Genomic DNA, 12,318 nt, shown 5'->3' with positions numbered 1-12,318 from the left:
CTGGACGGACTGGACTGCCCGACGGTACCGGGCGCAAGCCGAAAACGTCTCGCGGGTATCTCCGAGTTCCTAGCAAGGTGGGCATACGAACTCGATGTACCGGACACCGGCACCCGACCCCGACAGAGACAATGGACCCCGTGCGCTACCGCATCCTCGGCACCACCCAAGCCCAGCACGCCGACGGCACCCCCGTCCCGGTCGGAGGCGCCCGGCTGCGCGCCCTGCTGACCGTGCTCGCGCTACGGCCCGGGCGTACGGTGCCCGCCGCCGCGCTGGTCGAGGAGGTGTGGGCGGCCGGTGACCCACCCGCGGACGCGAGCGGCGCGCTCCAGGCGCTGGTAGGGCGGTTGCGCAGGACACTCGGCCCCGACGCGGTGGAGTCCGTGAACGGCGGCTACCGCCTGGCGGCCCGCCCCGACCACGTAGACCTGCACCGTTTCGAACGCCTGGCGTCGGAGGGAGCCCGCGCCCTCGCCGACGGCGACGCCGCCCACGCCGCGGTCGTCCTCGACGACGCCCTCGCCCTGTGGCAGGACCCGCCCCTCGCCGACCTCCCCGACCGCACCGCCGAGGCAGCCCGCTGGGAAACCCGCCGCCTGGACGTCCGCCGCACCCGCCTCACCGCCGCCCTGACCCTCGGCCAAGCCGAGACCGCCCTCCCCGAACTGACCGCCCTGTGCGACACCCACCCCTTGGACGAGCCCCTCCACTCCCTCCGCCTACGCGCCTTACACGCCACGGGCCGCACCGCGGAGGCCCTGGCCGAGTACGAGCGGATACGCCGAGTCCTGGCAGACACCCTGGGCACAGACCCGGGCCCGGACCTAAGAGCACTCCACGCAGAGCTCCTGACACCCGGGGCAGCGCCCCGTGAGGGGCGCGGGGAACCGCGCGAGCAACCAACGACAACCCGCACGCGCCACACAACCCGCACCCCCGAGCTCTCAGGCGAAGCGGGGTCGAAAGGGCAGCCGCCCCTGGGGATGGGAACGGGTAGGGGCGGCGGGGGCGAAAAAGCCCGCCCAGGAAACCTCCCCGCCCGCCTCACCTCCTTCGTAGGCCGAGACGCCGACATCCACACCATCCGAGACGACCTCACCACCACCCGCCTGGTAACCCTCCTCGGCCCCGGCGGCGCCGGAAAGACCCGCCTCTCCCAGGAGGCCGCGGAGGCCGTCGCCCACTCCATGCCGGACGGCGTCTGGCTGGCAGAACTCGCCCCCGTGGACGACCCCGCCAACGTCCCCGAGACCGTCCTCACCGCCCTCGGCGCCCGCGAGACCGTCCTGCGCGGCGCCGGCGCCGAGGAGATGCGCGTCGTGGCCGACCGCCACGACGACCCGCTGTCCCGCCTCACCGAACACTGCGCCAGACGCCGCATGCTGATCGTCCTCGACAACTGCGAACACGTCGTGGCCGCCGCCGCCCACCTCGCCGAGCACCTGCTCCAACGCTGCCCGGCCCTGACCGTGCTCGCCACCAGCCGCGAACCCCTCGGCGTACCGGGCGAGTTGGTACGCCCGGTGGAACCCCTGACGGAACCCCACGCGCTGCGCCTGCTCGCTGACCGGGGCGCCGCCGCCCACCCCGGATTCACCGTCGCCGACGACCCCGAGGCCGCCGCCGAGATCTGCCGCCGCCTCGACGGCCTCCCGCTCGCGATCGAACTGGCGGCGGCACGCCTGCGCATGCTGACGCCCCGCCAGATCGCCGACCGCCTCGACGACCGCTTCCGGCTCCTCACCTCCGGCAGCCGCACCGTCCTCCCCAGACAGCAGACACTGCGTGCCGTCGTCGACTGGTCCTGGGAACTGCTCGACGAGGACGAACGGGACGTCCTGCGGCGGCTGTCGGTCTTCGCCGGCGGCTGCGACCTCCCCGCCGCCGAGGCCGTCTGCGGCCCCGCCGCACTGGACGCGCTCGGCTCGCTCGTCGACAAGTCCCTGGTCGTCGCGGCCCCTTCGCCGGTCTCTTCGGCGAGCGCGGGTGGCGGCGGGATGCGCTACCGGCTCCTGGAGACCGTCGCCGAGTACGCCGGCGAACGCCTCACCGAGGCCGGCACCCGCCCCGCCGCCGAACGCGCGCACCTCACGTACTACCGCGAACTCGTCCGCACCACCGACCCGTTGCTGCGCGGCACGGGACAGCGCGCGGCGATCGACCTCCTGGAGCCGGAGTACGAGAACATCCGCACCGCCCTGCGGCACGCCGTCGCCGGGCGGGACGAGCAGGAGGCGCTCTGTCTGACGCTGTCGCTGGCCTGGTACTGGCAGATGCGCGGCCTGAAGAGCGAGGCCAGGCACTGGTCCAGCCAGGTCAAGGAGCTCGGCCCGAACCCCTTCACGGCACCCGCGCGCCCGGTCCCGGACCTGCCCGACCGTATCGTCGACAGCCCGCCGCCGATGCGCCCCGACATCCTGGCGGAGGCCCGGCGCGCGGCACATCTGCTCCATATGGCCTGCATGGACATGGAGTTGTCGGCCTGGGAGACCCCCGAGGCCAAGGAGAAGCTCCGGGTCATCGCCGACACCTACCGTCCCGGCCAGCCCCAGACCTGCCGCTTCCCGGGTGCCATGTGGTTCTACGCCGTACTGCTGTCCGGCGACATGGAGCGGGTGCGGGCGATCCTCGACGAGAACATCAACACGTCCCGTGAGCTCGGCCTCACCTGGGAGCTGGCGCAGTCCCTGCAACTGCGGGCCAACATCCTCGCCAACCGCGGCGACTGGGTCGGCGACGCCACCCGCGACGCCGACGAGGCGCTGGAGCTCTTCGACCGGCTCGGCGACGCCTGGGGCTCCGCCGAGGCGCTCTCGGCACGCGCCGAGGCCCTGGAACGCCAGGGCCGCTTCGCGCTCGCCGCGGCCACCTACCAGCGGGCCATCGAGTACGCCGAACAACTCGGCGCCTTCGCCCAGTTGACCCTCCTCAGCGTCCGCCTGGCCGCCGTGCTCATCGAGGGCGGCGAAGGCGAGCGCGGTGAGAAGATGCTGGTCGACGTGTTGGCGGACAGGCCCCCCGCCACCAACGAGGCCCTCCCCTCGGCCCTGCTCTGCCTGGCGGTCCGCCTCGGCCGCACCGGACGCGTGGACGAGGCCCGCGAGCAGATCAGGCTGCTGCGTGAGGACTTCGAGGCACACACCTTCGTCCTCTTCGCCGGGTACTTCCTCGGCGTCCAAGGCTGGCTGGAGGCGGTGGCCGGGAACCACGACGAGGCCCTGGACTTCATGCGCCGGGCGATGGAACGGAGCCTGGACCCGCTGGCCCTCCTGGTCACGCCCCATATGCCCGCCATCCATCTCGCCACCGCCGCCCTCGTCCTGTCGAGCGCCGACGGCGGCCGCCGCGCCCTCGACGCGGCCCGCCTTCTCGGCGCCGCCGACGCGCTGCGGCCACCCGGCCACTTCCCCAGTCCGCTGGAGATCGAGACCCGCACCGACGCCGAGGCCGCCACCCGGGCCGCCCTGCCGGACGACGAGACGTACGACAGGGCGTACACCGAGGGCGGCGGCCTCACGGTGGAGGAGGCCGCCGCCCTGATCTGACCGGCAGAGTCCAGCCGTCCGTCAGCTCTTCGTACGGAACTTGTGGATGGCGACCGGTGCCATCACCGCCGTGATGGCCACCGACCATCCGAGCGTCATCCACAGGTCGTGCGCGACCGGCCCGCCCACCATCAGTCCGCGCGCGGTGTCCGCGAGCGTGGACAGCGGGTTGTAGTCGGTGAACGCCTGGAGCCAGCCCGGCATCTGCTGCGTCGGCGCGAAGATCGAGGAGCCGAACTGCAGCGGGAACAGCACCAGGAACCCCATCGCCTGCACGGACTGCGCGCTCTTCATGATCACGCCCAGGGTGAGGAACACCCACATGATCGCCGAGGCGAACACCGTGGACAGGCCCACGGTCGCGAACAGCCCGGGCCAGTTGGTGATGTCGAAACCGACCAGTACGGCGACGATCATCAGCACGGTGGTCGCGAACAGCATCCGCGCGATCTCCACCGAGATCTTCGCGAACAGCACCGAGCCGCGCCCGATCGGCAGTGACCGGAAGCGGTCCATGACACCGCTGTTGAAATCCTGGCAGAAGCCGGTGCCGACGCCCTGGGACAGGGTCATGCTCATCATCGCGATCATGCCGGGGATGACGTACTGCACATACCCGTCCTGACCGCCGCCGAGGGCCTGCCCGATCGAGCCGCCGAAGACGTACACGAACAGGAGCGTGAAGATGACCGGCATCAGCAGCGCGTCGGCCATCGACTCCGGGTCCTGTCGGATCCACAGCAGGTTGCGGCGGACGAGCGCACCGGTGTGACGCAGGTGACCGCGCAGCGGAATGCGGACGTCGTCGGTGGTGGCTGTGGCTGTGGTGGCGCTCATACGGCGACCTCCTCGCGGGTCTCGGCGGGCGTGGCGTCCTGCGGGGTACTGGCCCGGTGGCCGGTGAGGGACAGGAACACCTCGTCCAGGCTGGGCAGTTCGGTACTGATGGAGGAGATCGTGATGCCGCGCGCGGTGACCGCGCCGATCACGGCGGTCAGCTGCTCGTCGCTGAGGATGGGCACCAGGACGTCACCCCGCTCTGCGTCCACGGTGGTGGTGGCGAGCCCGGTGATGCCCAGTTCGTCCAGCTCGCGGGCGAGCGGCCGCAGCCGCACCGGGTCGGCCGGCCGCACCCGCAGCGTCCGTCCGCCGACCTTGGCCTTCAGTTCCTCGATGGCGCCGCCCGCGATGACCTTGCCGCGGTCCACCACGGTCAGCTCGGAGGCGAGTTGTTCGGCCTCTTCCATGTACTGGGTGGTGAGCAGGACGGTGACCCCGTCCCCGACCATCCGCTTGACCTCGTCCCACACCTCGTTGCGGGTGCGCGGGTCGAGCCCGGTCGTCGGTTCGTCGAGATACAGGACGGTCGGCCGCCCGATCATCGACGCGGCGAGGTCGAGCCGCCGCCGCATACCACCGGAGTAGGTGCTCGTCGGGCGCTTGGCGGCCTCGGTGAGGGAGAACCGCTCCAGCAGTTCGTCGGCCCGCGCGCGTGCCTCCTTGCGCGGGAGATCGAGCAGCCGCCCGATCATGTACAGGTTCTCCCAGCCGGGCAGCTTCTCGTCCACGGACGCGTACTGCCCGGTCAGCCCGATCACCCGCCGCAACTGCCGCGGCTGCCGTACGACGTCGTACCCCGCCACGATCGCCTGCCCGGCATCCGGCACGATCAGCGTGGACAGACACCGCACCAGCGTCGTCTTCCCCGCCCCGTTCGGCCCGAGCACCCCCATCACGGTGCCCTCACGCACATCCAGATCGACACCGTCCAGCGCCCTGGTCTCCCCGTAATGCTTGACCAGCCCCCGCACGGTGACAGCGCCCTTCGCGCCGCTGGTTTCCTTGTCGATTCGCGTCATGGGGACGACTCTGCCGGTTGCCACCGACAAACCACCGACATCTCCCCGACAGCCCCGACAGCCCGCCGACGGGGCATGCGCGCGACAGCCGTCCCGGCTTCTCCTCGGCAAGGTCCTGGTCACGGGCATTGCCCGCCCAGGTGCTCGTACACCGTGGGAACGGCGGCAGTCGCGGCATGGATGGTGTGCCCGGTGTACCGCTCGTCGGGCTGGACCGGGAGCAGCGCCGGCAGTACTTCACCGGCTCTCTGTCCAGACCCTCCAGCTTCTCCAGGTGCCTGCGCAGGCAGTTGACCGAGCGAGCGAGGAACTGCGCGTGCACCCACTGCTCGGTCTCGGCCTTGCCGGGCGCCAGAGCCCCAGCGGTGAGACCGAGCCGGGTACGGGCTTCAGCAGCCCTGGCCAGCGCGCGCACCGCCAGGCCATCCCCCTTGGGCAACCCAAGGGTGGCCTTCTCGAGCGCGGGGACCAACAGCGTCAGCTCGTCCCGGAGGAGCATGACCAGGTAGCACGGCACCCGCGACGGCGTGGCGGGCAGTTCCTCCCGGGCAAGCACCAGCGCCGCAGCGTCTGATCTCCGGCAGGCACCAGCGCACCCTGTACCCCTCCGGACAGCCCTCGCTCCACGACGACTCCACCAGGGCGCAGCGCCTACAGCTCTTGAGATGGTCGCCGAATGTCCACCAGTCCGGCCCCTTGGGGGCGGCTGTCCTTGGTGTGTCCCCGGACGTTGCGGCAGTGGTCACAGTCGCTCCCCCTTCGACCTCTTGTTGGCCGCTGCCACGCCCGCACTCAGCGCTTCCATGAGCATGAGCAACCGCAGGTCCCCGGGATCCGCATCCCACTCCCGCCCACCGCCGACCGGCCGCAGCTGCACGTAAGGGCCCTCAAAGCCCATGATCTTGCCGAACCGCTTGGTCCTCATGTACTCGACGGTGTCGCCGAGCTTCGGCCTGTACTCGGTCATCGTCACCGTGCCTCCTCTGCGGGGAGACCGGGCGCCCGATCTGGCATGCGCGTTCCCATCTGCCGGATTCTGTGCGTGGGACAGATGGTGGTGGCAGGCAAGGGCCACAAGTACCCCAGTGAGGGGCAGCGCCTTTGCCGCTCAGATGGCGGAGCACCACTCGGCGAAGTTCGTGAGGCTCTCCGAATCGGCTCGCTTCAATCGACGGATCGTGGCGGCGTCCTCACGGACCCAGGAGTGTTCGCGGGTGTGCTGTGGGGCGATACGGCGGGCGACCGTCAGCGACTCGAAGGCGTCGTCCGCGAGGCCGGACCACAGCTGAGCACGGGCGAGTTCGATGTAGAAGCCTGATCGCCGCTCGGCCGGAAGGCCATTAGGCGGACTCCACTCGCTCGCGATGCCGAGCGCACGCCCGACGTGCTCGTCTCCGAGGCTGACCGCGACGGACACCTCGTGGATGCGTACGGAGTCGGGGCCGAACGCGGTGCCGTAGTACACGCCCTCAGGCACCCGATCGGCCAGGGCGCGAGCCTCATCGAGATGTGTTGCCGCGGCCGAGGCATCGCGTGCGCGTCCGGCGATGACGGCCGCCCGCATGTGGAGCGCGCCCTTCACCGCGATCGAGGGAGCCGCGACGGGTGCCGGGGCCGCGTCGAGGGCCTGTTCCAAGGCGCGCAGTCCGGGGCCATGGGCGCGCGCCGCGAAGAACGTCTCCGTCCGCACGTAGGCGACGGAAGCGGAGAGCAGCGGATCACCGGCTGCGGGAGCGGCCCATCGCATCAGGTCGACCAGACGGGCCGACAGGTCCCGTGCCCCGAACTTGTAGGCAACGGCGTCCGCGGAGCTGGCGGCATCCCGCCATGTTGCGAAACCGCCGCCCGCCCTCCGACTCAACCCTTGCTTCACCTATCGAGATTCGATAGATTTCCATCGTAGCTCGATGGAAGGATGGGGCATGGGAAAGCTGGCAGTGCGCGCGCTGCGCGCCGTGCTCGTGGTGGTGCTCACCGGCACCGTGTTCGTACAGGCATTGATGGTGTGGGCGTTGGTCAGCGGGAGTGACCCGGAGGACGGGTCGCTCCCGCTGACCCCGCTGCGCGTGATCACGATCCTGGGCATCGGGACGGCCCAGGTCGCCCTGGTCTGTGTATGGCGACTGGTAACGATGGTGCGACGCGGAACCGTGTTCTCCCACGCCGCCTTCCGGTACGTGGACGTCATCATCGGCGCGATCGTTGCGGCTGCTCTCGTGTGGTTCGCAGTCACGGCCCTGAATGCGCCCGGCCAGCGGGACGACCCGGGCGTCACCCTCATCATGGGCGGGATTGGCGTGGCCATCCTGGGAGTCGCGCTCATCGTGCTCGTGCTGCGGATGCTGCTCGCCCAGGCCGTCGCCCGCGACGTCGAAGCGGCCCAGATGCAGGCCGAGTTGGACGAGGTGATCTGATGCCGATCGCCGTCGACATCGACGTGATGCTGGCCAGGCGGAAGATGTCCGTGGGTGAACTCGCTGACCGCGTAGGGATCACGCCCGCCAACCTGGCGGTACTCAAGAACGGCCGCGCCAAGGCGGTGCGCTTCGCGACGCTCGCCGCGCTCTGCGAGGTGCTCAAGTGCCAGCCAGGCGACCTGCTGCGCTGGGAGGCCGAGGACACCGCGGGCGAATGAACCGTGCCTGCCGACGCGTCATCGCCGATCCCGCTTGCCTTTGACCAACTCCGCGAGCATCCCGGGGCCGTACCCGGGGAGATCCCGGGCCTGCTGGAGCGTCTGGCCGAGGTGCCCGACCCTCGCGATCCGCGCGGCGTACGGCACGCTCTGGTCGTCATGCTTGCGCTGACCGCGTGCGCGGTTCTGGCCAGAACGACCTCCCTGCTGGCGGTGGGTGAGTGGATCAGCGACGCCCCGCCGTCCGTCCTAGAGCGTCTCGGCATACGGCCCGATCCGCTATTCCCGAAGCGGTGCCTGCCGGCGGAGGCGACGGTGCGTCGGCTGCTGGGCCGCATCGACGGCGACGCGTTGGACCGGGCGGTGGGCCGCTGGCTGCCGACCGGCGCGCTGGGGCCGACGGCCGGCTGCACGCAGTGGCGGTCGACGGCAAGACGCTACGCGGAGCGGCCAGAGCCACGGGCCGCAAGATTCATCTACTCGCCGCCTGCGACCACCTCTCCGGCCTGGCCCTGGCCCAACTCGACGTTGGCGAGAAGACCAACGAGATCACCTGCTTCCAGCCTCTGCTGGAGACCCTCGCCGATCTGGCGGGCGTGGTCGTGACCAGCGACGCCATGCACACCCAGCGCGAGCACGCCAGCTACCTGCTCGGCCGAGGCGCGCAGTACATCGTGATCGCGAAAGGGAACCAGTGCGCCACGAGGCGCTTTGACACATCCCCGCCGCAGGCGGGACAGACTCGAAGGGAGGTCTGCTGGGTCCGATGGCTGGTACCTGCACCACCTGCGGACACCCCCTGCCCAGCCCTCGGAGCAGCCGCAGACAGCCCACAACCTAACGAAGCACTACTACCAGCTGGTCTTCCAGGACAGCTGCCACATCGTCATCATCGTCGCCACATCGATGACGTTCTCCAGACCGGCGATCTCCTCGTTCGCGGCCGTGTACGCCTTGCCCTGCCACAGCGGAATCAGCCGCGCGTCGTCCACGAGGATCTGCTGGGCCTTCTCGAACTCCTCGGACACGGCCCCGCGGTCGCTCTCCGCGCGGGACCGCGGCAGCAGCTCGTCGATGATCTCGGGGGCGTCGTACGGGGTGCCGAGCGCGTTCTGCTCGCCGACGAACGGCGCGATGAAGTTGTCCGCGTCGTTGAAGTCGGGGTTCCAGCCACGCCCGAACACCGGGTACTCGCCCTTCTGGTAGCCCTCGAAGTAGTCCTTCCAGGGCCGGCTCTTCAGGGTGATCGTGAACAGGCCGGATGCCTCGAGCTGTCGCTTGAGCTCCTCGAAGGCCGGCTTGGTCTGCGAGCCGTAGCGGTCGGTGGTGTACCAGAGCGTCAGCGGGACGCGCTCGGTGATGCCCGCTTCCGCGAGGATCTTCTTGGCCTTGTTGGCGCTCGGGTTGCCGTAGTCGTCGAAGAAGCCGGTCGTGTGCCCCACCAGACCCCTGGGGATCATGGAGTACAGCGGCTCGACGGTGTCCTTGTAGATGTTGTGCGCGAGCGCCGGGCGGTCGAGAACCTGGGCGACCGCCTTGCGGACGGCGGGGTTCTTGGCCCAGGTGTCCTTGGCGGGGTTGAAGACCAGGTAGCTGATCTCCGTGGTGGCGTTCTCGACGATCTGGAGGCCCTGTTCATCGTGGTTGGCCTGGATGTCCACGATGTCCTCGGCGCCGAGGCCGCGGTAGATGACATCGATCTCCTTGGCCTTGAGGGCCTTGACCTCCTCGGCCGAGTCCGAGAAGTAGCGGATGGTGATGCCGCTGTTCTTGATGTCCGCTATGCCCTGGTAATTCTCGTTGGTGGTGAGCTCGGCGGTCTCGCCCTCCTTGAAGGAGGACAGGTTGTACGGCCCGGAGCCGGTGATCTTCCCGTCCTCACGGAGCTTGTCCGCGGGGTACTCCTCGGGGTCCACGATCGACATGGCGGGCGTGGTGAGCACGAGCGGGAAGGTGGCGTCGGGCTGGCTGAGGTGGAAGACGACCTCGCGGTCACCCTTCGTCTGCACCCGGGAGAGCGTGGTCAGCAGACCCGCGGGCCCGCCGTTGACATTGATCTTCTTGATCCGGTCGAACGAGTGCTTGACGGCCTTGGCGTCCAGCGTGTGCCCGTTGGAGAACTTCAGGCCCTCGCGCAGCGTGCAGCTGTACGTCGTGCTGTCGTTGTCGGTGAACTCGCAGCTCTCCGCGGCGTCGGGCTCGGGCTCGGTACCGCCGGGCGAGTAGTTCAGGAGGGGCTGGTAGACGTTGCGCATCAGCTCCCAGGAGCTGTCCCAGGCAGCAGCCGGGTCCAGGGTGCTGGGCGGGCTGGTGGTGCCCACGACAATCGGATCCGCGTCTTCGGAGGCGTCCGAGGAGAACACACCACACCCGGCCACCATGGCTATGGACGCGATCGCCGCGAGAGACGGCAGGTATCGGTTCCGGTTGAACACGTGCATGCTCCTCGAAATGCCGTACGCAAGTGGCCGAACGATACCGCAGGCCCCGCCGGTCGCTCCCGCCCGGCTGGCAGTACCCAAGGGCCTGTCCGGCGGACCAGGCCTGGGACGCGGGGTCTGGCACGCACATCTGCGCATTCCAGCCGCCATTGCCTGAAATCGGATTCATCCGCCGGACAGGCCCTTGATCGCCGTTTGTGGCGACTTCGTCAAGCCTATGTGTGGGTTGCGGGCGGGCACCGGTGGTATCCGGTGAAAGAGCCACCGGTGCCCGCCGCAGTGTGTCAGCCGACTCCGGCGTTGAGGAAGATGCCGCCGTCCACCACGAGGGTCTGGCCGGTGATCCAGTCGGACTGCTCGGAGGTGAGGAACGCGGCGGCGCCGCCGATGTCGGAGGGCACCCCGAGCCGGCCGAGCGGGTAGGACGCGGCGGCCTCGGCCTCCCGGCCCTCGTACAGGGCCTGGGCGAACTTGGTCTTCACCACGGCCGGCGCGATGGCGTTGGCCCGCACCTTGGGCGAGAACTCGTGCGCCAGCTGCACGGTCAGGTTGATCATGGCGGCCTTGCTGATGCCGTACGCGGCGATGAACGGCGAGGCCGAGACCCCGGCGACGGAGGCGATGTTGACGATCGCGCCGCCGTTGTCCTTCTGCCAGGCGTGCCAGGTCTTCTGGGCGAAGCCGAGGGCCGAGACGACGTTGGTCTCGAACACCTTGCGCGCCACGTTGAGGTCCATGTCGGCGATCGGGCCGAACACGGGGTTCGTACCGGCGTTGTTGACCAGGAAGTCGACGCGGCCGAAGGCTTCCATGGTGCGCTCCACGGCGAGCGCCTGGTGGGCCTCGTCGTGGGCCTTGCCCGCCACACCGATGACGCGGTCGGCGCCGAGCTTCTCGACGGCCTCCTTGAGGGCGTCCTCGTTGCGGCCCGTGATGCACACCCGGTCGCCGCGCGCGACGAGGGCCTCGGCGATGCCGTAGCCGATGCCGCGGCTGGCGCCGGTGATGAGGGCGACCTTGCCCGAGAGCTCGGGGAGTTCCACCGAAGTCATGTTCCCGATCCTTTAGTTGAGCGGTCCGCCGGCGACGTACAGCACCTGACCGGAGACGAACCCGGCGTCCTCGCCCGTGAAGTAGGCGATCGCTCCGGCGATGTCCTCCGGCCGGCCGACACGCTGGACGGGGATCTGGGTCGCGGCGGCGGCCTGGAAGTCCTCGAAGCCCATGCCGACGCGGGCGGCGGTGGCGGCGGTCATGTCGGTGACGATGAAGCCGGGCGCCACGGCGTTGGCGGTGACGCCGAACTTGCCGAGCTCGATGGCGAGGGTCTTGGTGAAGCCCTGCAGACCGGCCTTGGCGGCGGAGTAGTTGACCTGGCCGCGGTTGCCGAGCGCCGAGGACGAGGAAAGGTTGACGATCCGGCCGAACTTGGCGTCCACCATGTACTTCTGACAGGCCTTCGACATGAGGAAGGCGCCGCGCAGGTGCACGTTCATGACCGTGTCCCAGTCGGACGCGCTCATCTTGAACAGCAGGTTGTCGCGGAGCACACCCGCGTTGTTCACGAGGATCGTAGGCGCGCCCAGCTCCTCGGCGATGCGGGTGACGGCGGCCTCGACCTGGGCCTCGTCGGAGACGTCGCAGCCGACCGCGAGCGCCTTGCCGCCGACGGCGGTGATCTTCTCCACGGTGTCCTTGCACGCGGCCTCGTCGAGGTCGATCACCGCGACGGCACGCCCCTCGGCGGCCAGTCGTACGGCGGTCGCGGCGCCGATGCCACGCGCGGCACCCGTGACCACGGCGACACGCTGCTCAGTGGTGGACATTGCTGGCTC

Annotated in this window: 10 protein-coding genes and 3 pseudogenes; 5 read left to right on the top strand and 8 right to left on the bottom strand. The window is 69.9% G+C overall.

Translation table 11 applies throughout. The features are described from left to right. The first annotated feature begins 131 nt into the window (after window positions 1-131). Window positions 132-3,548, top strand: a complete 3,417-nt coding sequence (locus CES90_RS42575; RefSeq protein WP_189788384.1) for an AfsR/SARP family transcriptional regulator — start codon at window positions 132-134, stop codon at window positions 3,546-3,548. Window positions 3,549-3,569: 21 nt separating this feature from the next. Here CES90_RS42575 and CES90_RS42570 read toward each other — a convergent pair whose 3' ends face one another. From CES90_RS42570 to CES90_RS42555, 5 genes and pseudogenes are all read right to left on the bottom strand, one after another. Beyond that, the gene (locus tag CES90_RS42570) at window positions 3,570-4,385 is read right to left on the bottom strand and encodes an ABC transporter permease (RefSeq protein ID WP_189788385.1); all 816 of its coding nucleotides are present in this window, start codon (window positions 4,383-4,385) and stop codon (window positions 3,570-3,572) included. Next, window positions 4,382-5,407 (bottom strand): ATP-binding cassette domain-containing protein, encoded by a 1,026-nt coding sequence (locus CES90_RS42565; protein ID WP_189788386.1) that lies wholly within the window; start codon window positions 5,405-5,407, stop codon window positions 4,382-4,384. Before CES90_RS42565 ends, CES90_RS42570 begins: the two co-directional genes overlap by 4 nt. Continuing rightward, window positions 5,292-5,966 carry a DUF6415 family natural product biosynthesis protein gene (locus CES90_RS52225; protein WP_408646665.1) on the bottom strand — a complete coding sequence of 225 codons (675 nt, stop codon included), beginning with the start codon at window positions 5,964-5,966 and terminating at the stop codon, window positions 5,292-5,294. Before CES90_RS52225 ends, CES90_RS42565 begins: the two co-directional genes overlap by 116 nt. Before the next feature lie 183 nt (window positions 5,967-6,149). Further along, the gene (locus tag CES90_RS42560; RefSeq protein ID WP_189788387.1) at window positions 6,150-6,374 is read right to left on the bottom strand and encodes a hypothetical protein; all 225 of its coding nucleotides are present in this window, start codon (window positions 6,372-6,374) and stop codon (window positions 6,150-6,152) included. 141 nt (window positions 6,375-6,515) lie between these two features. Further along, window positions 6,516-7,226: pseudogene (locus CES90_RS42555) on the bottom strand (transcriptional regulator); the annotation flags it as partial. 103 nt (window positions 7,227-7,329) lie between these two features. On the opposite strand from CES90_RS42555, the gene CES90_RS42550 reads away from it, so the two are divergent. From CES90_RS42550 to CES90_RS51760, 4 genes and pseudogenes are all read left to right on the top strand, one after another. After that, a complete protein-coding gene (locus CES90_RS42550; RefSeq protein WP_189788388.1) occupies window positions 7,330-7,821 on the top strand; it encodes a DUF2975 domain-containing protein in 492 nt (163 codons plus the stop codon). Next, window positions 7,821-8,042, top strand: a complete 222-nt coding sequence (locus CES90_RS42545) for a helix-turn-helix domain-containing protein (RefSeq protein WP_054237256.1) — start codon at window positions 7,821-7,823, stop codon at window positions 8,040-8,042. The genes CES90_RS42550 and CES90_RS42545 overlap by 1 nt, the downstream gene beginning before the upstream one ends. A 3-nt stretch (window positions 8,043-8,045) precedes the next feature. Continuing rightward, window positions 8,046-8,360: pseudogene (locus CES90_RS50640) on the top strand (transposase family protein); the annotation flags it as partial. Next, window positions 8,264-8,692: pseudogene (locus tag CES90_RS51760) on the top strand (transposase); the annotation flags it as partial. The pseudogenes CES90_RS50640 and CES90_RS51760, both read left to right, overlap by 97 nt. 201 nt (window positions 8,693-8,893) lie before the next feature. On the opposite strand, the gene CES90_RS42535 reads toward CES90_RS51760, so the two are convergent. The 3 genes from CES90_RS42535 to fabG form a co-directional block, all read right to left on the bottom strand. Further along, complete coding sequence (locus tag CES90_RS42535; protein ID WP_189788355.1) at window positions 8,894-10,477, bottom strand: ABC transporter substrate-binding protein; 1,584 nt, start codon at window positions 10,475-10,477, stop codon at window positions 8,894-8,896. 290 nt (window positions 10,478-10,767) lie between these two features. After that, on the bottom strand, window positions 10,768-11,535 hold the full coding sequence (locus tag CES90_RS42530) for an SDR family oxidoreductase (protein ID WP_189788354.1): 768 nt from the start codon (window positions 11,533-11,535) through the stop codon (window positions 10,768-10,770). Window positions 11,536-11,547: 12 nt separating this feature from the next. Next, entirely contained in the window at window positions 11,548-12,309 is a 762-nt protein-coding gene (gene fabG / locus CES90_RS42525) for a 3-oxoacyl-ACP reductase FabG (protein ID WP_189788353.1), read from the bottom strand. Between the last annotated feature and the right edge of the window lie 9 nt (window positions 12,310-12,318).

This window comes from Streptomyces capitiformicae, assembly GCF_002214185.1.
GTDB classification, from domain to species: Bacteria; Actinomycetota; Actinomycetes; order Streptomycetales; family Streptomycetaceae; genus Streptomyces; species Streptomyces capitiformicae.
The sequence above is the reverse complement of the archived record's forward strand: the minus strand, read 5'-3'. Positions and strand labels throughout refer to the sequence as shown.